General features: G+C 70.6%; 14 protein-coding genes and 2 pseudogenes. 10 read left to right on the top strand and 6 right to left on the bottom strand.

Going from position 1 to position 22930, the window contains the following annotated elements; genetic code table 11:
- Window positions 1-191 precede the first annotated feature (191 nt).
- Complete coding sequence (locus ACIHEJ_RS01855) at window positions 192-1343, top strand: FAD-dependent oxidoreductase (protein WP_400131280.1); 1152 nt, start codon at window positions 192-194, stop codon at window positions 1341-1343.
- On the opposite strand, the pseudogene ACIHEJ_RS01850 reads toward ACIHEJ_RS01855, so the two are convergent.
- Window positions 1291-2022, bottom strand: a pseudogene (locus ACIHEJ_RS01850) (IS5 family transposase); the annotation flags it as partial. The gene ACIHEJ_RS01855 and the pseudogene ACIHEJ_RS01850 sit on opposite strands and share 53 nt — an antisense overlap.
- Window positions 2023-2506: 484 nt before the next feature.
- Here ACIHEJ_RS01850 and ACIHEJ_RS01845 point away from each other — a divergent pair.
- From ACIHEJ_RS01845 to ACIHEJ_RS01830, 4 genes are all read left to right on the top strand, one after another.
- A complete protein-coding gene (locus tag ACIHEJ_RS01845) occupies window positions 2507-3310 on the top strand; it encodes an intradiol ring-cleavage dioxygenase (protein ID WP_400131279.1) in 804 nt (267 codons plus the stop codon).
- Window positions 3311-3518: 208 nt separating this feature from the next.
- Window positions 3519-5933 carry an ATP-binding protein gene (locus tag ACIHEJ_RS01840; protein WP_400131779.1) on the top strand — a complete coding sequence of 805 codons (2415 nt, stop codon included), beginning with the start codon at window positions 3519-3521 and terminating at the stop codon, window positions 5931-5933.
- A gap of 514 nt (window positions 5934-6447) precedes the next feature.
- Window positions 6448-6741 (top strand): hypothetical protein, encoded by a 294-nt coding sequence (locus tag ACIHEJ_RS01835; protein WP_400131278.1) that lies wholly within the window; start codon window positions 6448-6450, stop codon window positions 6739-6741.
- A 256-nt stretch (window positions 6742-6997) separates the two neighbouring features.
- Window positions 6998-7603, top strand: a complete 606-nt coding sequence (locus tag ACIHEJ_RS01830; protein ID WP_400131277.1) for a TetR/AcrR family transcriptional regulator — start codon at window positions 6998-7000, stop codon at window positions 7601-7603.
- Between the two features lie 90 nt (window positions 7604-7693).
- Here the strand turns inward: ACIHEJ_RS01830 and ACIHEJ_RS01825 are convergent, their stop codons facing one another.
- Window positions 7694-9007, bottom strand: a complete 1314-nt coding sequence (locus ACIHEJ_RS01825; protein WP_400131276.1) for an MFS transporter — start codon at window positions 9005-9007, stop codon at window positions 7694-7696.
- A gap of 554 nt (window positions 9008-9561) precedes the next feature.
- On the opposite strand from ACIHEJ_RS01825, the gene ACIHEJ_RS01820 reads away from it, so the two are divergent.
- From ACIHEJ_RS01820 to ACIHEJ_RS01810, 3 genes are all read left to right on the top strand, one after another.
- Window positions 9562-10485 (top strand): TauD/TfdA dioxygenase family protein, encoded by a 924-nt coding sequence (locus tag ACIHEJ_RS01820; RefSeq protein ID WP_400131275.1) that lies wholly within the window; start codon window positions 9562-9564, stop codon window positions 10483-10485.
- A gap of 197 nt (window positions 10486-10682) precedes the next feature.
- Entirely contained in the window at window positions 10683-12389 is a 1707-nt protein-coding gene (locus ACIHEJ_RS01815) for an aldehyde dehydrogenase family protein (RefSeq protein WP_400131274.1), read from the top strand.
- Between the two features lie 13 nt (window positions 12390-12402).
- Window positions 12403-13869, top strand: a complete 1467-nt coding sequence (locus ACIHEJ_RS01810; protein WP_400131273.1) for a long-chain fatty acid--CoA ligase — start codon at window positions 12403-12405, stop codon at window positions 13867-13869.
- A 126-nt stretch (window positions 13870-13995) separates the two neighbouring features.
- On the opposite strand, the pseudogene ACIHEJ_RS01805 reads toward ACIHEJ_RS01810, so the two are convergent.
- Window positions 13996-14237: pseudogene (locus ACIHEJ_RS01805) on the bottom strand (IS701 family transposase); the annotation flags it as partial.
- A 430-nt stretch (window positions 14238-14667) separates the two neighbouring features.
- On the opposite strand from ACIHEJ_RS01805, the gene ACIHEJ_RS01800 reads away from it, so the two are divergent.
- Window positions 14668-14976 carry a phosphate-starvation-inducible PsiE family protein gene (locus tag ACIHEJ_RS01800; RefSeq protein ID WP_400131272.1) on the top strand — a complete coding sequence of 103 codons (309 nt, stop codon included), beginning with the start codon at window positions 14668-14670 and terminating at the stop codon, window positions 14974-14976.
- Here ACIHEJ_RS01800 and ACIHEJ_RS01795 read toward each other — a convergent pair.
- From ACIHEJ_RS01795 to ACIHEJ_RS01785, 3 genes are all read right to left on the bottom strand, one after another.
- The gene (locus tag ACIHEJ_RS01795; protein ID WP_400131271.1) at window positions 14950-17127 is read right to left on the bottom strand and encodes an FUSC family protein; all 2178 of its coding nucleotides are present in this window, start codon (window positions 17125-17127) and stop codon (window positions 14950-14952) included. The two genes, ACIHEJ_RS01800 and ACIHEJ_RS01795, sit on opposite strands and share 27 nt — an antisense overlap.
- Window positions 17128-17440: 313 nt before the next feature.
- On the bottom strand, window positions 17441-18616 hold the full coding sequence (locus ACIHEJ_RS01790; RefSeq protein WP_400131270.1) for a glutathione-independent formaldehyde dehydrogenase: 1176 nt from the start codon (window positions 18614-18616) through the stop codon (window positions 17441-17443).
- Window positions 18617-18913: 297 nt separating this feature from the next.
- A complete protein-coding gene (locus ACIHEJ_RS01785) occupies window positions 18914-20035 on the bottom strand; it encodes a hypothetical protein (RefSeq protein WP_400131269.1) in 1122 nt (373 codons plus the stop codon).
- A 369-nt stretch (window positions 20036-20404) separates the two neighbouring features.
- Between ACIHEJ_RS01785 and uvrA the strand changes: the two genes are divergently transcribed.
- The gene (uvrA, locus tag ACIHEJ_RS01780) at window positions 20405-22873 is read left to right on the top strand and encodes an excinuclease ABC subunit UvrA (RefSeq protein WP_400131268.1); all 2469 of its coding nucleotides are present in this window, start codon (window positions 20405-20407) and stop codon (window positions 22871-22873) included.
- The last annotated feature ends 57 nt before the right edge of the window (window positions 22874-22930 follow it).

The following is a 22930-nucleotide window of genomic DNA, read 5'->3' as shown; positions in this document are numbered from 1 at the left end:
TTTTATGAGGTTGTGGGCACCTGAGCGGCACGTCCGTGCCGGCATGGTCATCGTCTGCACCGCACCGCCCGTCGCCGTCCTGTCCCTCAAGGGGACGCTCGAAGCACGTCCATGACTGAGGCCGACGCCGGAGTGCCCCGCCCCGCTCTGTTCGCCCGATGACTCCTCTTCGCCGACCGAATGGAACAACCATGAACTCCCCAGAGCCCGCCAACGCCAGCATCAGCATCATCGGTGCCGGACCCGGCGGACTGACCTGCGCTCGCATCCTCCAGCAGCGTGGCCTCTCGGTCACCGTCTACGAACGCGACCCGGGCCCCGACGCCCGCAACCAGGGCGGCACCCTCGACCTGCACGCCGACAACGGCCAGGTCGCCCTGCGCGAGGCCGGCCTGCTCGACGAGTTCTTCGCCCTCGCCCGTCCCGAAGGGCAGGAAATGCGCCAGATGGACCCGACCGGCACGATCACATCCCATCAAGTCCCGGCGCCCGACGAGCTCTTCAAACCGGAAATCGACCGCGGTCAACTGCGCAACCTGCTGCTCGACTCCGTGCAGCCGGGAACCGTACGCTGGGGCCGCGCCCTCGACATGATCAGCGGATCCGCCGATGGGCCGCGGCGATTGCACTTCGCCGACGGCACGAGCATCGAGACCGATCTGGTCATCGGTGCCGACGGCGCCTTCTCCCGGGTACGCCCGGCCGTGTCCCCCGCCACCCCCGAGTACACCGGGGTCAGCTTCCTGGAAGCACGGTTCTCCGAGGTCGAGAACCGACACCCCGAGATTGCCGAGCTGGTCGGTTCAGGCAGCGCCCACGCAGCCGACGGCGAACGCGGCCTGTTCGCCCAGCGCAACAGCGGAAACCACATCCGCGTCTACATCATCCAACGCGTCCCGGTCGACTGGATCAGCGCCAACGGGCTGACCGCCGAGGACACCGACGGCATCCGCGCCGTGCTACGCGACGAGTACGCCCACTGGTCGCCCCGCATGCGCCGGATGATCACCGAAAACGACGGCCCCTACATCGACCGCCCGATCCTCGCCCTTCCGGTCCCGCACACCTGGGAACACAACGCGACGGTGACCCTGCTCGGCGACGCCGCCCACCTCATGCCCCCGCTCGGCGTCGGCGTCAACCTCGCCATGCTCGACGCCAGCGAACTCGCCGTCGCCCTCGCGAACGCCGCCACTGTCGACGACGCCATCCGCACCTATGAGAAGACCATGCTCCCTCGCTCCACCGAGACAGCCAAGACCCTCGAACACGGCGCCGAACACCTGCTGTCCGCAGACGTACCCGACTTCGGCGGCGACAACGACGCCCAGCCCCAGGAATGACCCAGCGGTAGACCCCGAGACCGGAACCGTGTTCGGTGCCGCGTCAGGCGATGACCGGCATGATCCCGAACCTGCGGACCCGGTCACGGTAAACGTCGTGGTCGTAGCCGCGGTCAGCGTAGACGCGCTTCGGGCGGCGCAGCGGTTGGCCGCTCCTGCCGCGAATCGGCGGAACGGCCTGGATCAGCGGGATCAGCTCGATGACGTCATTGCGGTTTCCCCCGGTCGGCGTCACCGCCAGAGGGATGCCGCGTGCCTCGACAATCACGTGGTGCTTGCTGCCGATCTTGCCACGGTCCACCGGGGAGCGTCCGGTGGCCGGCCCGCCCTTCATCTCACGCACATGCGAAGAGTCGACGGCGGCCCGGGAGAAGTCCAGCATCCCGGCCGCCCGCAGTTCGGCGAGCAGCAGCTCGTGCAGACGCTGCCAGACCCCGGCCTCGTTCCAGTCCCGCAGCCGCCGCCAACAGGTCATCCCCGAGACGAAGTCGAGCTCTTGCGGCAGATGCCGCCACGGGATGCCGGTGTACAGCACAAACAAGATCCCGCACAGCACCCGGCGTCCATCGATCCGCCGACGCCCCGGATACCGCAAGCGCCGCTCGACCACCGGCAGCAGCGGCTCGATCCGCTCCCACAGACCGTCCTCGACCAGCCATGGCTTGCTCCCACCACGCATCTCGGCCGCACCCACCCCCTGTCTGGCGGGTGACAACGCCAACTGACATCCCGTCATTCCCGAGCGGCGAGCACCTCATTCTGATCCCAGTCCTTGGTGCACCACGGGATCTGCGACGTGCCTCGGCCCGTGACGTATGACGTGATGCCAACCCCGATGAACGCTGCTCACCGCGCGGACGGACCAGGCCGACGCCGACAACCTGAACCAGGCGGCCTCGCTGTCCGAATGGCGCCGCATCCGAGTCGGCACGTTCTCGACGACGAGGCGGTCGTCGCCGAGAGGAGCGAACGACCGTACCCGCCGCGCCTGTTGGAGCGTCGCCGTCCGCACATGGCCCCACACGACTCAGGGCCCGCGTCCTGCTGATCCGGATCGTCACGGGCGCGGCGGCCCGCGGCCCCCATGGAGGGTTTCGTTACGCGGTTGCCTCGTGGGTCGTCCGTACGATCCCCTGAGCCGTCACAGGCGCCATGCTCACGCCATGACTGACATCCCCCACCACAACACCGCGGAACCGCAGCGCGACCTCCGTCCGTCGGACGTTCCCGCGGGTGCCACCCGCAGGTCCGTCATAGCCGCCTTGGGCGGTGCCACCCTCGGCGTGGCCGCGCTGGGTCTCGCCGCCACGCAGGCGACCGCCGACACCGAGCACCAGGCCGCGGCCCGGCCGGCTGCAGCCTGCGTCCTCACGCCCGAGCAGACCGAGGGGCCGTACTACCTGGACCTGGAGACGGTCCGCAAGGACATCACGGAGGGCAAGGCGGGTGTTCCGCTGACCCTCCGCGTGACGGTGGTCGACGCAGCGACCTGCGCCCCGCTGCCCCAGACGGCGGTCGACATCTGGCACTGCGACGCCCTCGGGGTCTACTCCGGCTATGTCGCCGGCGGTTCCACCCCGGACACCACCTTCCTGCGCGGCGTGCAGCTGACCGACTCCGCCGGTGTCGCGGAGTTCACCACCGTCTACCCCGGCTGGTACACCGGCCGGGCCCTCCACATCCACGTGAAGACGCATGCGGGAGGCACCGTGTCCCACGGGACGTACCACGGTGGCCACGTGTCCCATACGGGCCAGCTCTACTTCCCGGAGGCGTACAACACCAGGATCGCTGCCCTGGCCCCGTACCGGAACAACACGGTCACCCGCACGCTCAACGCGCGGGACGGCATCTACCGCAACGGCGGGTCCTCGACCCTGCTGACCCTCACCCAGGCTGGCAGCGACCTCGGAAAGGGAGTGACCGGAACCGTCGTGCTCGGCATCGACCCCGCCGGCACGCCCTGACGCACCCGGACGCCTGCAGTGGCCGGCCCTGCCACCGTGTCGGCCATCGCACGCGCGACTCCGGCCGCAGTGCTCCTGCCGGAGCCGACCGGCTCAGACGTCGCAGAGACACATGGCTGAAGGCGATGGTTTCGCTCCGGGGCGGTGCGGCCAGGAGTCGGGCATGAGCCGGAGTCGAACGTGTGAAGTGTGCGGTGCGACGTTGACCGTGAGGCCGCACGGGGGCCGGCCGGCTCGGTACTGCTCCAGCGCCTGTCGGCAGCGGGCGCTGCGGCGACGGGCGGCCTCGGGCGTCACGCCTGCGGTCTCGACGGCCGGTGGGAACGTCCTGCCGTCGGCGCTCGACTCCTTCGTCGGCCGGCACAGCGAGCTGTCGGCCCTGCGGACCCTCCTGAGGAGCTCGCGCCTCCTCACGCTGACCGGTGCGGGTGGTGTGGGCAAGACCCGGCTGGCGCTGGAGTTCGCCAAGGGATTACCGCGGCGCTTCGCACGAGTCGACCTCGTGGAACTCGCCTCACTCCAGGACGGCGGGCTGGCGACGCAGTCCGTGGCCGCCGCGCTGGGGGTGGGCGAACGAGCGGGTCGGACCGGCGTCGACGTGCTGGTCCGGGCGATCGGCGACGCCTCCCGGGTGCTGATTCTGGACAACTGCGAGCATCTGGCCGAGCCGTGCGCCCGGCTGGCGGCGACCCTGCTGGGCCGCTGCCCCCGTCTGCGGATCCTGGCCACCAGCCGGGAGGCCCTGAGGGTGCCCGGAGAGACCGTGTTCCGGCTCGGCGAGCTCTCCCTGCCGCCGGCCGACGCCGGACACGATGCGACGGCCCTCATGCAGTCCGATGCCGTACGGCTCTTCGTCGACCGGGCCGCGAGCAACTCCCCAGGTTTCGCGCTCCATCGCGGCAACGGCCATCTGGTGGCCGAGATCTGCCGGCGCCTGGACGGCCTGGCGCTCGCAGTCGAACTCGCGGCCCGCCGCGTCGGTGCGCTCGCGCTGAGCGACATCCTGGCAGGGCTGGACGACCAGTTCTGCCAGTTGGACCTTCTGACCGGGGGTAGCAGAACCGGACCCGCACGCCACAGCGGGTTCGCCGCGGCCGTCGACTGGAGCCATCGGCTGCTGGATCCGGCCGAGCAGGCGGTCTTCCGGCGCCTCTCGGTCCTGGTCGGCGGGTTCGACGCGACCGCTGCGCAATCAGTCTGCGCCGGTGACGGCATTGACCGGCGGCAGGTGTTCCGCATCCTGTGCGCCCTGGAGGCGAAGTCGCTCGTCGTACGTCTGCCGGGAGAGACGGCGCCCACACGTTTCAGGCAGTTGAGTGCCATCCGTGCCTGCGCCCTGGACCGTCTGCGTGCATCCGGCGAGCTGTACGCCACCCTGCGCCGGGCGCTCGCGTGGCTGACCGAGCTGGCCGGCGCAGGCCGCAGGGAGGTGTTCGCCGACCAGGCCGGCAGCCCGCTCGCGGCGGAACGGGACAATCTCGTGTCGGTACTGGCCTGCAGCACCGGCCACGGCGATGCCGTACTGGCGCGGCTGACGCTGGAGCTGGCACGAGTGCACTACCAGCAGGAGCAGCCGTCGGCCGCCCGTGCGCTGCTCAGCGGACTGCTGCGGGGAGCCGGGGGGCGGGCGCTGGGTGGGCAGGTGCCGGCGCTCGCCGCACGCGTGGCCTGCCAGCAGGCCGATCTGGACGAGGCGCTGTGCCTGGGGGAGCAGGCGGTGCAGAGCGAACGGATGCGCGGCGATGCCGCCGGACTGGCCAACGCCCTGGACGCACGGGCGGCGGCGCGCCTGTGCCGCGGTGAGTTCGCCGAGGCCGTCGCGGATCTGAGGGAGTGCCTGGAGGCCGTTGCGTCCCCCGGCAGCCCGCAGGACATTGCTTGGTGCACCCATCACCTGGCCTGGGCGCTGCTTCAGTCCGGCGGCGAGGTGGAGGCCGACGAACTGATGACACGGTGTCTGCCCGTGCTGAGGCAACAAGCGCCGTGGCCCCGGATCGCGGCCGCGCTGCACACCGCGGGAGCCGTACGGCTGGCCTTGGGGCGTCTGCGCAGTGCGGAGACCTTGTTCTCCGAGGTGCTGCGGATCGCTCCTGGAGCCAGCTTCCATGCCCTGTACCCCGTGGAGGGCCTCGCCCTCGTGGCTGCGGAGAGCGGCGACATGCAGCGTGCGCTGAGGCTGTACGAGGCGAGCGTGCAGGCGCGGCGCCGCCTGGACACCGAGCCCGAGGCTCCCTGGCGGCACAGGATGGAACAGGCGGCGGCGCGTGCCCGGACACGGCTGTCGGCTGCGGCGCGGGAGGCTGCCGTCGCCGGGGCCCGTGGGCTGCGCGGAGAGCGGCTGGTCGCGTACGCGCTCGGCGCAGGGAGCGGCGAGGACCGATCGAGGCGCGATGTCCGCGCCACCGACGAGCGGCTCCGGCTCACCGCAAGGGAGTCCACGGTGGCCGAACTCGTCACCGAAGGGCTGACCAACCGGCAGATCGCGGACAAGCTCGGCCTTTCGGTCCACACGGTCGCCACGCACCTGGACAAGATCCGCGACAAGCTGGGCCTGCGCTCTCGCACGCAGATCGCACTGTGGGCAGCCGCACGGACCGAGGGCGGGTGCACAGCCCGGCGGTGAGCACCTGGAACAGGAGAGGCTTGGCCAATAGGAGGCCGGACCACGAGCGTCTTTCCACCGTGAAGCAGCCCCCCTGCCTGCATCTTGTGCACGGGACGGTCTTTCACTCGACCACGGGACGGTCTTTCAACTGTCGGCACGGCGAACGAGGCAGGCCGACCCGGCTGCAAGCCACCGAGCCCGGTGCCCGCGGCCCCGCCCCCGGCGAGATCACCGCGCACTGCCTGCAGCCGGCCGAGATCCGCATCCAGTGACCGGCCGGACGCGCCCTCACCTAGTTGTCGCGGCTGAGCGGAGCGCGGTCCGGTTGTCGGGCCTGCCTGATCGTCCTGATGGTGCTCTGTGCGGGATGGCCACATCGAACGCGGGCTGTACAGCGCAGGGGGTCAAACGCAGACATGCCGGCGGCAGTGGGAGGTCGAGCGGAAGATCCGGGAGACCGACGACGTGGTGACCTTCGTCGTCGATGTCGCTGCCGCATGGCACCGCCGGCCGCCCCAGTACAGCAACGTTGTTGCACGACACGGTCCAGGTGGGCGACGTGCTGACCCCGTCCGTCCCGTTCGGCGCCCTGGCGCTGGACGACTGCACCGGCAGCCCGATGGTGTTCGCCGGCACCGGCACCGGCATCACCCCCATGGCCGGGATGCTCTCCCACCTGGCAAGGCCGGATCCCAGCTGCCGGTCACGCTGCTGCGCACCGATCACAACGACAAGTCGTGGTCAGGTCCTGGACGACATCGCGGCGCTGCCGGGCGACACGAGGACTACGACCAGCCTCGCCGTTTCAGTGGGGTCGAGCCCTTGACGTGGGTGCTCGGCGCTGCCGCGTAGTGCTGTTCTACCTGGTCAGCGCCGCGCGGCTTCGTGGACGATTCGGCTCATGACACCTTGTTCCGGACCGTGCGCTCGCGCACACGCACAGACGTCGCCTGGGCATCCACCCATGGATCTCGTTCGGAGAGCGGTCGGCGTCCGAGGCGGTCAGAACCTCACGAGTGCTCGGCACGACGGGTCGGACGGCACGCGACGGGGGTGCTTTCGACGCCCCGTATTCTCGAAGCATGGGCGGGGCAGAGACTCAGAAGGCCGAACGGGGACCCGGGCGGCCGCGGCAGGAGCGGGTCACGGGCGACACCCTTGACGCGGTGATCGAGTTGGTGACCGAGCAGGGCGTCAAAGCGGTGACCATGGATGCCGTGGCTGCGCGTGCCGGCGTGAGCAAGCCCGCCATCTATCGGCGCTGGCCTTCCAAGCAGGCTTTGATCATTGCGGCGGCCGAGTCGCGCATCGGCCCGCTGTCGGTGCCGGACCTGGGAGACGTTCGTGCGGAACTGCGCGAGGTGCTGACGGCGCGCTTGGAGGCGTACCGGCGACCGGGTACGGCGCGGCTGCTGGCCGAACTCATGGCGTCGGCCACCGAGGCGGGCGAGCCCCGCGGAGAGTACGTGGACTATACGGACCGGTTGATGGCCGAGACGCGCCGCATCCTCCAACGTGGCATCGCCCGCGGCGAGGTGCGGCCCGACATCGACATCCGCTCGGCCGCCACGCTGGTGGCGGCACCGTTGGTGTACCGCCTGCTGGCGGAACGTGAACTGCCCAGCACGCGCTTTGTGGAGGACCTGGTGGATCTGGTCGTCCGGGCGGTCGGTCACCCGGGAACCTGAGAACCGTGGGCCCGTCGGGCTCGGGTCGCATGCGTGACGTTCCGCCCGTCGTCGGGGCGGAACGGTCCAGCGCAGGGTCGGCGGCGAGGGTCAGGGGGCCAGGCGACGAGCGTCGCGGGCCGGGTCGATCAGGGTCACGGCGGCCGTGCCACCCAGCAGGAGCAGTACAGCCGTGAGGAGTACGGCGTGCTGGTAGCCGGATCTGCCCTGGGTGTCGACCAGGTATCCCGTCAGGGCGGGGGCGATCAGGCCGCCTGTGGTGACCACGGCGTTCATCAGGCCGAGAGCGCCACCGCGCCGGCCGGCCGGAACGACTTCGGCGACCGAGGTGACCGCGACGGTCGACATGGTCCCGCACAGGCCGAAACCGACGAGCAGGAGCAGCACGGTGAGCGGCCCGCGAGCGGCCTGCGAAAGGATGGCACACCCGAGCGCCGAGACCAGAAGGGTGATGCCTCCGACGCGGGCACGGGCCCACCGGCTTGTCACGCCGCGGCGCAGCAGCCATCCGGTCACTCCGGCCTGTCCCAGCATCGCGATGCCGCTGACCGCCCAGATACCGGCGACCAGGCCGGCGGCCGTGGTGGCGGGGTAGCCCAGGCCGTCGTGCAGGTATGAGGGCACCCACACCAGTGAGAGGGCGATCACCCAGTAGGTGCTGAAGTAGCCGATCGTGGCGCCGATCCAGGTCCTGGTGCCCAGGATCCGGCGGTACGAGAGGTCGGGAGAGCGCTCTTCGGCGCTGCCGTCGGGGTCGGTACCGGCGCCCTGACCGCCGGTTTCCGTGGTCCGGTCCCTGCCGAAAACGGCCCAGGCCGCCGCCCACACCACGCCGGCGACGGCGACCGCGGCGAAGGCGGAACGCCAGCCGTGGTGCTGGATCACCCAGGTCAGCCCCGGTGCGGCAAGCACCACACCAAGGGCGACGCCCACGTTGAGCAGGGCGCCGGGAAGATTGCGTCGCCGGTCCGGGAACCACGCCAGGGCGCTGTGCTGGGCAACGGGGAAGGCAGGCCCCTCTGCGGCACCCAGCACGATCCGCGAGGCGACCAGCGCGGACAGCCCCCCGCCGAGAGCCATCGGCATCTGGGCTATCGACCACAGCAGCGCCATGCCCAGCAGCAGCCACCGTGGCCTCACCCGGTCCGCCAGCAGCCCGCCCGCGGCGCAACAGACCGAGAAGAACAGGAAGAACGTGCTGTTGGCCAGCCCGAATCCGGTCGCGGACAGGCCCAGGTCATGGCGTATCGGGTCGGCCGCCAGTCCGAGGACGGACTTGTCGGCGAAGTTGACCATCATGAAGACGACCAGTAGCCCGGTGACGGTCCAGGCATGCCGTCGGTGGCTGCGGCTCGTCGTGACGGGGTCGGTGAGTGTGACGGGGGCGAGATCGGTGTGGGGCACGGGGTCTCCGCGAAGGTAGCTGCTCTCGGACAGACGTGGTCGGCGTGCGGCACGGGAAAGAAGCGCCGACAGATCGAGGCGCGCCGACAGGCGCCGATCGCAGCGGCGAGGAAATCGTTACGTGAAGTATCGATACGGCCCGGGCTGACGGCAAGACCTGTGCGCCGCGAATGCGGGGAGGGCGGCAGGGCGCCCTTGTCGAGGCCTGCTCGTCGGGCGGCGGGGGTGGGGGCGAACCTCGGACGGTCCCTGGCGGCGACCACCCCCGCCGGGGCGGAGTGCTCGGCGGGGCGAGCGGTCGCGACCCGCGCGGCACGGTGAAGGCACGTCCTTTGGTGACGTCGGGGCATCGCCGTCCGTGGATCGCGGTGTGTGAGCGGTCCACGGGAAGGGCGATTCGTCCGCCCGACGGCTCCACTGTTCGCAGGGCTGCTCGTCGGGCTCGCGCCCCGCGGGCGAGGCTGCGAAATGGTCATGGAGAAACCCTTGCGGTCGCCTCTCTCGATATCGATACTGCCCGTAACGATTTTTGGGATGCGACCGTGGAGGACCGCATGGAGACCACCGGAGCCGACAAGAACCCCCTGCTGGACAAGCCGCTGATCCACTTCGGCCGGCGCGTGCTGGAGCGGACCGCGCCCGGTACGGCGCCGGCCGAGTACCGGCTGCTGAAGATCGCGCCGATGACTCCGCACATCGGGGCGGAGATCGACGGTGTGGACCTGTCCCGGCCGATCGACGAGGAGCTCGCCGAAGAACTGCGGCAGGCACTGCTCGAATGGAAGGTGATCTTCTTCCGTGACCAGCACGACGTCGGCGTCGACGCCCACCTTTCCCTGGCCGCGGTGTGGGGGGAGCCGGAGCCGAACCCGTTCTTCCCCAAGGGCGACACCGTCGGCGTCTCACGGCTGGCGAAGGACGCGACGGCCATCGGCCAGGAGAACATCTGGCACAGCGACCACTCGTTCATGGCCGCGCCCGCCCTGGGTTCGGTGCTCCGCTCGGTCGAGGTCCCGTCGGCCGGCGGTGACACCATGTGGGCCGACATGGGTGCCGCCTACGACAACCTCACGGCCGAGATGAAGGAGCGCATCGACGGCCTCACCGCCGTACACGACTGGGAGCCCAGCTGGGGTTCGTTCATGACGCCGCAGCAGATCGAGGCACTGCGCGTTTTCCTGCCTCCGGTGGAGCACCCGGTCGTCGTGCGGCACCCGCGTACCGGGCGCAAGACCCTGTACGTCAACGAGCCGTTCACCACCCGCATCGTCGGACTTCCCGAGGACGAGAGCCGGGAACTGCTCCACGAGCTCGGCCTGCAGGCGCGCGTCCCCGAGCTGCAGGTGCGGTTCCGCTGGCAGCCGGACTCGATCGCGATCTGGGACAACATCGCCGTCCAGCACTACGCCATCAACGACTACTACCCCCAGCGTCGGGTGATGGAGCGCATCGCGATCGCCGGCGTCCCGCTGTCCTGAGCACGCCGCCACCATCGGCACTCCGTGCGATCCACCGGCTGACCGTAGTGCCTCCCCTGGTGGCCGTGCCGCCCACATCGGGTGGCACGGCCACCGAGCCACCCTGATCGCTGCTGGTCCGCGGCCGTGACGCTCGGCTCCGCGCTGCGTGACAACCCTCGTTCTGTCTCCGCTCGTCCGCCCCGCCAAGGAGTGACGTGAACAGCCCCGCCCTCGACACGCCCGTCCTCGACCGCACCCTGAAGGAGCTGCGTGACCACGCCTCGTCCTGGGCGACCGCGCCGCTCACCGAGCGCATCGATCTGCTGGAACGGCTCATGCCCAGAATCCGCGACGGCGCGGCCGACCTCGCCGCGGCGGGCGCACACGCCAAGGGGTACGGCCCCGACGCCCCGTGGGCCGCAGAGGACTGGGCCGGCGGCCCGTGGTCGCTGGCCCAGAACGTCGGCGCGCGGCTGCACGTGATGCGACGCCTGGCCGCGGGCCGCGAACCGCTGCCCGAAGGTGCGGTGCACCAGCGGGGCGGCCGTACCTGGGTGGACGTCTTCCCCGTCACCGGCTGGGACCGTCTGCTGCTGGGTGGCTACTCGGCCCGGGTCCGCATGCAAGCCGGGATCACGGCAGAGCAGGCACGGAGCCGAGCGGCCGGACCGTATCGGGGCGGTGCGCGGCGTCCTGGTGTGGCGCTGGTCCTGGGAGCCGGCAACGTCGCCGCGCTCACCGCGACCGACATCCTGCACAAGCTCTATGCCGAGGGCCAGGTCGTCGTCGCCAAGATGAACCCGGTCAACGCCTATCTGCGCCCGCACTTCGAGCGGATCTTCGCCGAGTACATCCAGCGCGGCTGGGTGCGGTTCGTGGACGGCGGAACCGCCGAAGGCGCCTACCTCACCGCCCACGACGGCGTGGACTCCATCCATGTGACCGGCAGCGACCGCACCCACGACGCCATCGTCTGGGGCACCGACGAACACGCCGAGCGGCGCCGCCGCGAGGACACCCCGCTGATCGACAAGCCGTTCACGAGCGAGCTGGGCGGGGTCAGCCCCTGCATCGTGGTGCCGGGGCCGTGGAGCAGGGCGGACTTCCGCTTCCAGGCCGAGCACATCGTCACCAGCAAGATGAACAACTCCGGCCACAACTGCATCGCCAGCCAGGTGCTGGTGCTGCCCCGCTCCTGGCCCGGTACCGACCTGCTGCTGGAGGAGATCCGGCGGGTGCTGCGCGCCCTGCCGGCCCGCAGGGACTACTACCCCGGGGCCCATCAGCGGCTCCAGGCCGTGCTCGCGGAGCACCCGCAGGCCGAATGTCACGCCGAAGACTCGCGGATCCTGGTTCCGGACATCACTGACCGCGACGACATGCTGCTCACCGGCGAGGTCTTCGCCAGCGCCCTGGGCGTCGTCCGCCTGCCCGGCGAGACCCCCGCGCACTTCCTGCAGCACGCCGTCGACTTCGCCAACGCCACTCTGCCCGGCACGCTCGGCGCGACCCTGATCGTCCACCCCCGGACCGAGAGGACCCATCCGGACGCGGTGGAAGGGGCCCTGGCCGAACTGCGCTACGGCACCATCGGCGTCAACAGCTGGTCCGGCGTCAACTTCCTGCTCGGCTACACCCCGTGGGGCGCCCATCCCGGCCACACCCGGCAGGCGATCGGCAGCGGCATCGGATTCGTCAACAACGCCTTCATGCTCGAGGACATCGAGAAGACCGTGCTGCGCGCCCCCTTCGCCCCAGCCCCGCGCGGCCTGTTCACCGGATGTCCCTCGCTGTCCCCCAAGCCGCCGTACTTCGTCACCAACCGCACCGGCCGCACCACCCTCGCACGCGTCACCCGCTTCACCACCGCGCCGAACCCCGCGCTGCTTTCCGCCGTTTTCGCCTCCGCCCTGCGCGGCTGATCAGGAACCCCGGATGAACCTCAACGACTTCCTCACCCGCGCCGCCGACACCTGCGGCGACCGGACCGCCGTCGAACTCGGGGCCCAGCGGCTCACCTACGCCGAACTGCACGCCCTCGCCGGCCGCACCGCCGCGCTCCTTGCCGCCCGCGGCGTCCGACCCGGCGATCGGGTCGGCCTGATGCTGCCCAATCTCCCCGAATTCCCCGTCCTGTACTACGGCATCCTGCGCGCCGGCGCCGTCGTAGTGCCGATGAACCCGCTGCTGAGACAGCGCGAGATCGCCCACTACGTGCGCGACTGCACCATGACCCTGCTGCTCGCCCACCAGGACGCGGCCGAAGAAGCACGACGCGGTGCGGACGGCGCCGCGACCTCGATCGTCTCCATCGCCCCCGGAGGTCTGGTCGACCTCCTCGCCGGGCACCCCGACCCGGAGCCGGCCACCGCCCGCGGGGGCGACGACGTCGCCGTCATCCTCTACACCTCCGGCACCACGGGTGTCCCCAAGGGCGCCACGCTCACCCACGCCGGACTCGCGCGTAACTGCGAGATCACCGCGCGCGTGCTTCGCCTCACCCCTGACGACGTCATGATGGGCTGCCTGCCACTGTTCCACGCCTTCGGACAGGCCTGCGCCATGAACGCCGCCGTGATCGCAGGTGCCCGTCTCACCCTGCTGTCACGCTTCGATCCGGGCCAGGCGCTGCGCGCCATCGCGGACCGGAAGGTCACCGTCTTCGAAGGCGTACCGACCATGTACGCGGCCCTGCTCGCCGAGCACCGGCGCGACTCCCGCACCGAGACCGACTCGCTGCGCCTGTGCATCTCCAGCGGAGCCTCCCTGCCGGTCGAGCTGCTGCACGGCTTCGAAGCCGCCTTCGGCTGCTCGGTCCTCGAGGGCTACGGCATGTCCGAAACCTCGCCGGTGGTCTCCTTCAACCACCTGGACCGGCCCCGCAAACCCGGCTCGGTCGGCACCCCCGTCGAGGGCGTGGAGATGCGCATCCTCGACCCGCAGGACGGCGTCGGGGAGCTCTGCGTACGCGGCCACAACGTGATGGCCGGCTACTGGGGACGCCCCGACGCCACTGCCGAGACCATCGTGGACGGCTGGCTGCACACCGGCGACCTGGCCCGGGTGGACGACGACGGCTACTACTACATCGTCGACCGCAAGAAGGACCTCATCATCCGCGGCGGCTACAACGTCTATCCCCGGGAGATCGAGGAGGTGCTCTACGAGCACCCCGGCGTCGCCGAGGCCGCCGTGATCGGCATCCGCCACGACCTCCTCGGCGAGGAGGTCGCCGCCGTGGTCGCCCTGCGTCCCGACGCCCGGACCGACGCCGAGGAACTGCGCCAGTTCGTGCGCCACCGCGTGGCGCCGTACAAGTACCCGCGCGAGATCCGGCTCGTCGACGCCCTGCCGAAGGGCCCCACCGGCAAGATCCTCAAGCGCGAGATCGGGGGCTTCTAGTACTCCAGTGCGGTTTCGTGATCCATCCAGTGGGTTCGCTGGCAGTCCATCGTAGGTAGTGGCTGCGTTTGGTTGTGGCTTGGTGGCGTCTGCGCCAGGTGGACCGGCGCAGCAGCCTGGTCGCTGTCACGGCCGGTGGGTGGAAGACGGCAGCGAGTCGTGCGCATCGCTGGGTCGTTCGGGGGCCGCGTCGGCGGCGAGCGCGGTCAGGAAGGCCAGGGCGAGCATGCGAGCGTGATGTGCCGGTGCCATGAGGTCCAGTGCCTGACTTGGTAGTGGTCGAGTCCGACCTGGCTCTTGGCGGCCTGGAAGCATACCTCGACGCTCCAGCGAATGCCGGCGACGCGGACGAGTTCGGACAGGGGGACTTCGGTGGGTGACCAGCACAGGTAGAAGAAGGCGAGTTCGCCAGCGGACCGGTTGCATCGGACGAGCAGGTGCCGGTGGCTGCCGGTGCCGATGTGGATCCAGGCCCAGTCGTAGTAGCGCGGGCCTTGCGCGCCGTTTGATCGAGGCGCCGTATGCGCTGCAAGCCGGGTAGCGGGCAAGCAGATGGGTCTCTGCTTCAGTCGCTCGCCGTCTGAAGCGCGCTTGCCGGCGATCCATGACCTTGCTGCTCGGCGCGGCAGGTACGCGCTGCCCCCGCATTCGAGGACGTCAGCCACCTCGTCGTCGCGGCGCGCCTCGTACTGCTCGCGGGCTCCTGAGCGTGGGGGCGTCCACGACGTCATCCAGGGGCCGTACGGCGAGGAGACGGTCGTTCTCTCCGCCCTGGACGACAGCCTTGTGCTGTTCACCGTGGCCGAGCTGCTCCACACCGTCCGCCTCACCATCAGGAACCAGACCCTCGATGCGGAGCCTTTCCTCGTCGTCGGCCTGATTGCCGGCATCCGCAAGGTGCTCCTCGTGACGGCCGAGGCGGAGAAGTCCTTCCGGTGGAACGTCGAGGGGATCGAACTGCTGATCCTGGCGGGTCTGATCCTCGTGATGGCGACAGCGGCGTACGTGTGGCGGCGCTCGACGCGGCCGGGAGACTATTTCCCGCTCCAGGAGGCGCGGCGCTCTCCGTCGCCGGCGCCGTCACCCACCTCGGTGCGCGGGCCCTGATCCGTCACCTTCCGCAGCCAGGGTCGCCCGCACCCGCTGCTCCTCGCGAGCAGAGCCGACGTCCCGTTCCAGGGGGGTGCGGCTCACGGCTGTCGCGAGGTCCTCCAAGGCCCGTTTTTGCAGTTCCGCCTCGCGCCGCACGACCGGGCTCCCGTTGCCGGCGGCGGCGTCCTCCCACGCGTGGAGCGCCTCCTCCACGCGTCCCCAGTCCGGATTCCTGTGCTCGCGCACGGCCACTGCTGCCTTCGAGGTGTCCGTCTCCAGGGCCTCGGCGAATCGCTCCGCCTCGGGGACGAAACGGCTGTCGGCCCCCGGGACGTGGCTCTCCATGAGCATCGCTGCCCGGCCGAACCCCTTGAGCGCCTCCTGTGCCTCCTGCGCCTCGCGCGACGTCAGACCCCTTGGGCGGACCGGTTCCTGCCTTGCCCGGTCGTATGCCTCCTGCCAGGCGGCACGTGCCTCCCTGCTCTCCAGCAGTGCCCGGCGCATGTCGGCGTGATGCTCCCGGGTCGGTTCGGCGTAGTTGCGGAGCACCGCGGCCGCGTAGCGGCCGTTGGCGGCGAGCCAGTCCGCGAGCCGGCCCGGCAGTCGGGGTGTCTCCCATGCGGGGAACACCACGTACGCCAGCATCGCCAGGGCCCCGCCGAGCAGGGTGAGCACCACCCGCTCCGGGACTGTCTGCTCCCATGCCTGGCCGCCCATGCCGAGCAGGAAGACGACGTACGCGGCGGTGAAGCACTGGGAGTACGCGTAGCCGGTACGGTTCAGCGTGTACGACAGGCCCGCCGAGACCACCGCCAGCGCGCCGGACACGTGGGCGTCCGGGCCCAGGGCCCGCACCATCCCGGTGGCGAGCGCGACTCCCGCCAGCGTCCCGGCGAGACGGGCCACCGCACGCGCGTACGTCCGGTGGAAGTCCGGCCGCATCACCATCACCGAGGCGATGGGCGCCCAGTAGCCGTGGCCCAGGGGTAGCCGGGCGGCGATCAGATAGCCGAGCGTGGCCACCGCCGCCAGGCGGACGGCGTGCCGGAACACGGGCGAGTCGCGGCGGAGTTCACGGCGCACCGCCCGGACGACGACCGGGACCAGCCGGAGCATCGTCGGGCGCACCAGGAACTGGGCGCCGGCGAGACCGGGCGGCGTGGGCGTCCTCCCGCTCACGCAGCCGCTCCCGGCGATCTCCAACGCCTCACCGAGCAGTTCCACGAGCCGCTCGGCGGCTTGCCGCGCGGGGCCCTCCAGCACCTCGTGCTCCTCGTCGACGCGCAGGACGTCTGTGCTCTCGGGCCGCACCTCGGCGGGAGTGCCGCGGCGGATCGAACGGGCGGCCGCGTCCAGGACGTCGGCGGCCGCGTCGAGCAACTCCCGCGCGCGGTCCCGCCCGGGTCCTTCCGCCGGGGCGCCGACGTCGGGGTCGGCGAGCGCGGCGACGACCGGCCGAATGCGCTCGGCCAGGCCGCGGGGGCCGTGGAGGACGGGGGGACGGGTGCGGGCTTGTGACGGCGTCACGGCGGCCGCGTCCCGGGCCGTCATCAACGGCTCCGGGTCGAACGGGGCGGTCGGGTCGTGCCGCAGCCGGCGGGAGTAGTCCGCCACGGCGGCCAGGGCGTCGGCGAGCGCGTCACGATGCGCTCCCCAACGGCGGATCGGGAACAGCAAGATCAGCACGGCCTGTGTCACGCCTCCGAGTGCGATGACCCCGGCGTGCTCCAGGGCTCGCCCGACGCTCGTGGGCAGGGTGATGGTCACGAGCATGCTGCCCACGGTCGTCGCTGCGACGATCCCGGCGGTCGATCCGACGGCCCACGCCATTCCCGCGGCGAAGGCCCATACGGCCAGCAGCGGAAGGAACGTCACGAGTCGCCCTGCCGCCAGGTAGCCCACGAAGGTGCTGAGCGCCAGACCCGCGCCCGCGCCGAGCGCGACCACCTTGCGCGGACGCCAGCTGCGCTGGAAGGTGGCCCCACCCGCGGAGTAGGCGCCGAGGGCGGCGGACGCGGCATACGCAGGGGAGACCATCCACAGCGTCGGCCCGACGACGATCGCCACCCCAGCGGCCGTGCGCAGCGCGAGCAGGGGCTCCAGCCGCGTCTCCTCGATCGTGAGCCCGGATCGCACGACCTCCGCGAAGGCCCGCAGCCACGTCACGGGTGTCCGCCTGGCCGGAACGCCCTGCCGGGTCGTGTCGGCCTGGTCGAGATGCGGCAGCCGTCGGACAAGGAAACCTCCCGCACGGCCTGCGAACTGGCTGGCGGCCGCAGCCGCTGGACGGGGTGCTGCCACTGCGGACGCTGCTGAGCGTTCGCCGTCCGTCCTCCGGGCCGGAGCGCGGGCAATCGCTGTTGGTTCCGGTCCGGCCGGAGCGCGGGGATTGCCCCAGCCCCGTCCGGCGGACGGGCAGATCGCCACCCGTCCCCCGGACCGGTCCAGGGGAACTGGGGGCACGGCGGCCCTGGGGCTCTTACCGCTTGTGGCCGTTGCCGTGTCCGTCGGGATGCAGGACCACCTTGGTCCAGCCCTCGTCACGGGCGTCGAAGTGCTCGTAGGCGGTGGGGGCCTCGTCCAGGCTGAGCTCGTGGGAGACGACGAAACTCGGCTTCGCCTTCCCGCCGGCGATCAGATCCCGCAGCGCCCGGTTGTACCTCTTCACCGGCGCCTGCCCGGTGCCCATGCGCTGGCCCTTGAACCACATCATGCCGAAGTCGATCGGGACCTTGCCCTGGGCCTCCAGCTCGCCCTGGGCTTCCGCGCCGCCGGGATCCTGGGGCAGGAACACGCCCACCACGCCGATGTCGCCCGTGAACCTGACCGAGTCGATCAGTCCGTTGAGCGTGAGGCTGGCGTCCTCGTGTCCTTCGGGGTCGTGCGCCTGGTAGCCGACGCACTCGCAGCCGTTGTCGGCGCCCAGACCGAGGGTGGCCTCCTTGACGACCTCCGCCGGGTTCTGCTCGGCGGTGTTGATCGGGATGGCCCCGATCTCCTCCGCCTTGCGCAGCCGGTCGGGCTGGTGGTCGGCCGTCCAGACGCGGCCGGCGCCCTTGAGGAGGGCGGAGTAGGTCGCCATCAGCCCGACGGGACCGGCCCCGAAGACGATGGTCTGGTCACCCGGCTTGACGTGGGCCATCTCGGTGGCGTGATACCCGGTGGGGAAGATGTCGGCGAGCATCACGTAGTCGGTCTGCCGCTCGGCCGCGTCCTCGCCCAGACGCAGCGCGTTGAAGTCGCCGTAGGGCACGCGCAGCAGCTCCGCCTGGCCGCCCTGGTAGGGGCCCATGTCGGCGAATCCGTAGGCGGCTCCGGCGAGGGCCGGTTCCGGCTGCATGGTCAGACAGTAGTTGGTCAGACCCTGCTCGCACTGCTTGCAGAAGCCGCAGGCGATGTTGAAGGGCAGGACCACGTACTCGCCCACCTGGACCTTGCGGACGGCCGAGCCGACCTCCACCACCTGCCCCAGGTTCTCGTGTCCCAAGGTGCGGCCGGACTCGAACGAGGTACGGCCCTCGTACATGTGCAGGTCCGAACCGCAGATGTTGGTGGTGGTGATCTTGACGATGATGTCACAGGGGTGTTCGATCTTCGCGTCCGGTACGTCCTTCACTGTGACCGTTCGCGGTCCTTCGTATACCGCTGCTTTCATGGTGACTTCCCTTGATGCCCCGGCACGGTGGAGAGGGAAAGGGCGCAAAGAGCCCGACTCTCGGAAGTTCTGCGACGGGGTCCGGGGCTCCGGCACGCCTCTGCGGGCCGTTCACCTGGATCAGGTGGAACGGTCATGTGCCGCCGACCCCGCCAGGCGGAGCTTCGGCGCTCCGGCGGCGTTCGTCCGGGTCCCCGTCGGCCCCTGAGGCGAAACAACCACGCACCGATCGATCAGCGGATCTCCGGATCCCCGACGACCACCGACCGACGGCACATCTCCGACTGAGGTCACCGGCTAGTCACCGTGGTCGTCCTGCAGCGCGCTGCGACGCTCCTGTTCGCGCTTGGAGTAGGCGGCTGCCCGGATCGCCTCGTCGCTCTCCAAGCCCGATCCCAGCGCGCCGCCCACCGTGGCGACCGAAGCGACGAACCATGACAACGTCCAGTACTCCGTCGCATGCAGCGGGGTTCGTGCCATGGAGGCGAACACTCGGTCGTTGAGGATGAACAGAGCCCACACCAGGTTGATGACCATCAAACCCACGTAACAGACGAGCACCCCGATACCCACGGTCACGACCGTCGAGGCGTTGTAGAGAGCCGCCCTCCTCCTCGCCTCCGGCGAAACCTCGTCCGTTCGATGCCACAGGTTCGCGTCCACGATCAACCAGCCGATCATGAGCGCGACGGACCCGACCATGGCGATCACGAGGCGCGGGGTGCTCAGGGAGGAGGCCAGGCTCCAGATGGTGGAGTTCACTGTGGCGACTGCTCCCGTGGCGAGCGCGGCCGCCAGGGCTTTCGACAAGCCCGGCACCAAACGCCACGGCCGGTTGGCGCGGACCATACCGAGGAGCACCCTCAGGTAACCGCGCGGCCCACTGACCACGTACCGCAGATCGGCGATCTCCTCCTCACCGATCTGGCCCGGATGGATAGGCGCGAGACGACTGATGAAGGGCCCCCGCAGCGGCTGACTTCCCGGAGGCCCCTCAGCCCCAGTGGCCTGCGGGCCCGCCAAGCTGAGCACGGCTTCTTCCACGGCCTGCCGGGCCCTTGTCTGCAGCCGGAATCCCCCCAGCGGGGGAAGAGACAGCAGCGCCAAGCCGTGTTCGTGACTCAGATCCACCACGAGCTTGCGCCCATGTGAGTGCAGCGGAAGGTCGGTGAGAGCCACGACGATGTCCCAGTTCCCCTCACTTCCGCGGTCCATGATCCGGCGCATCAAGGTGGGCGGGTCCTCGGTCCCCGCGGTGAAGGGCTCACTGACCACCTCGACGTCGAACCGTCGTCCCTGGCCTGACCTGTCGGCGAGCCGAGCAGGAAGTATCCGGGCCATGCGCTGCGCGATCTCCGTCGGCGCGTCCGGATCCGCCAGGAGGGCCACGACCGTAACGCGCTGAGACGACACCCGCATGACTCCTTCTCGTCGGCTGCCCGCGCGATCGCCCGTGCCCACAGGATGCCCCCGAGGTCACGCCGACGCCGCGTGACACGCTGGCCCCCGCCGGCAGGTGCAGGCGGTACGGTCAGATCTCCTCGTGCTCTCCCGTGCAGGACCTGCCCCCACCATCCGGGGCCGATCGAGAGTGGGCGCGAAGGGCGGTCGCCTCGCGGCGGGGGCTCCATAAGGCTTCAGCCGAACGATCGTCCTCATGGGCAAAGGGTGAGGCCCGGGGACACAGTTCCCTTCACGCCCACATACGGATCAACGGTGAAGCACTCTCGATTGTTCCCTGGGAGCGTCTCACACCGGGTTCGCGGCGCGATCAGGTAATCAGGAACGGTGAACAAGGACGCGACCGACCCCTTCGTGCATGTCCGGGGCGCCGGTGAGAACAACCTGCGGAACATCGATGTCGACGTTCCGCGGGACGCGATGGTCGCCTTCACCGGCGTCTCCGGTTCGGGCAAGTCCTCGCTCGCGTTCGGCACGCTCTACGCGGAGGCCCAGCGGCGCTACTTCGAGTCCGTAGCACCGTATGCCCGAAGGCTGTTGCAACAGGTCGGCGCACCGCACGTGCAGGAAATCACCGGACTGCCACCGGCCGTGGCCCTGCAGCAGCGACGCGGGTCGCCCAGCTCGCGCTCGACGGTCGGCACCATCACCACGCTGTCCAATCTGCTGCGCATGCTGTACTCCCGCGCGGGCACCTATCCGCCCCGGGCCGCACGACTGGAAGCCGAGTCGTTCTCACCCAACACCGCGGCCGGCGCCTGCCCGGAGTGCCACGGACTGGGCGTCGTGCACGACGTCGCCGAGGACCTGCTCGTCCCGGACCCCTCGCTGAGCATCCGCGAGGGGGCGATCGCCGCCTGGCCGGGCGCCTGGCAGGGCGCCAACCTGCGCAGTGTCGTGAGCGGCCTGGGGATCGACATCGACCGGCCGTGGCGCAGGCTCAGGAAGAAGGACCGGGACTGGCTGCTGTACACGGACGAGCAGCCCTCCGTGTACATCGAGCCGGAGGAGGACCGCGTCGACTACGGCTACCAGGGCAAGTTCTGGAGCGCCCGCAAGCACGTCATGCACGTCCTCGCCGACTCCAAGAGCGAGAAGATGCGCGAACGGGCGCTCCGGTTCGTCAGGAGTGTGCCCTGCCCCGCCTGTCAGGGCAGCGGACTGCGGCCCGAGGCGCTCGCCGTGACCTTCGCCGGACGTTCCATCGCCGAGATCAACGCGATGCCGCTCACCGAGGGCGTGGCGCTGCTGCGGCCCGTCGCGGGGCGGTCCGAGGCCGACGCCACCACGTCGACCGCACGATCCGGGGAGACGACCGAGGTCGCGGTCCGGATCTGCCGCGATCTGGTTGCGCGGGTCGACGTACTGCTCGACCTGGGCCTCGGATATCTCAGCCTCGGGCGCCGCTCGACGACCCTGTCGCCCGGCGAGGCGCAGCGCCTGCGGATCGCCACCCAGCTGCGCTCGGGGCTGTTCGGCGTCGTCTACGTCCTCGACGAACCCTCCGCGGGCCTGCATCCGGCTGACGCGGAACCGCTGCTGGACGTGCTGGACCGCCTCAAGGCGGCGGGCAACTCGCTGTTCGTCGTGGAGCACGACATGGACGTCGTACGGCGGGCGGACTGGGTGGTCGACATCGGCCCCGGTGCGGGCGAGGGCGGCGGACGCGTGCTGTACAGCGGCCCGGTCGCCGGTCTTGAGCGGGTCGGGGAGTCGGCCACGAGCCAGTACCTGTTCGGGCGCGCCCAGCCGCTCGATCACCGCCCGCGCACACCGCACGGCTGGCTGCACCTGCGCGGCGTCTCCCGCCACAATCTGCACGACGTGTCCGTCGACGTACCGCTCTGCGTACTGACGGCGGTGACGGGCGTGTCCGGTTCCGGAAAGTCGACGCTGGTGACGCAGGTGCTCGGCGAGGTCGTCCGCGGCCACCTCGGACTCGTACCCGAGGACCCCGACGAGGCGCAGCTGGAGGTCGACGTCCAGGACGCGTCGGGGGTCGAGTCGTTCGACCGGCTGGTCCGGGTCGACCAACGGCCCATCGGCCGGACCCCCCGGTCCAACCTGGCCACGTACACCGGGATGTTCGACGCGGTGCGCAAGCTGTACGCGGCGACGGACGAAGCCAGGGCGCGCGGCTACTCGGCCGGGCGGTTCTCCTTCAACGTGCCGGAAGGGCGGTGCGAGACCTGCCAGGGCGAAGGATTCGTCGCGGTGGAACTGCTGTTCCTGCCCGGCACCTACGCGCCGTGCCCGACCTGCGAAGGCGCCCGGTACAACGCCGAAACGCTGGAAGTCACCTACCGCGGCAAGAACATCGCGGAAGTACTGGCGCTGTCCGTCGACGCCGCCGCCGAGTTCCTGTCCGCCGTCCCGGCCGCCTCCCGCAGTCTGGAGACGTTGCGCGAGGTGGGACTGGGGTACCTGCGGCTGGGGCAGCCCGCGACGGAACTCAGCGGCGGTGAGGCGCAACGCATCAAACTGGCCACCGAACTGCAGCGAGCCCGCCGCGGGCACGCGCTCTACCTGCTCGACGAGCCGACGGCGGGGCTGCACCCCTCGGACATCGCGCTGTTGCTGCGTCAGCTGCACCGGCTCGTCGACGCCGGGAACACGGTCGTCCTCGTCGAGCACGACCTGGACACGATCGCCACCGCCGACTGGGTCATCGACCTCGGGCCGGGCGGCGGCGACGCGGGCGGGCGGGTGGTCGCGGCGGGCCCGCCGGCCAAGGTGGCGAGGGCCCGCCGCAGCGCCACCGCGCCCTATCTCGCGGCCCGGCTCGCACGCTCCTGACACCGGCGAGGGGCTGACCATCGGTCAGCCGCGTTCGGGGCGCAGGGTCGCGCGCGG

The sequence above is a fragment of the Streptomyces sp. NPDC052301 genome (assembly GCF_044593395.1).
Taxonomy (GTDB): Bacteria; Actinomycetota; Actinomycetes; order Streptomycetales; family Streptomycetaceae; genus Streptomyces.
The sequence above is the reverse complement of the archived record's forward strand: the minus strand, read 5'-3'. Positions and strand labels throughout refer to the sequence as shown.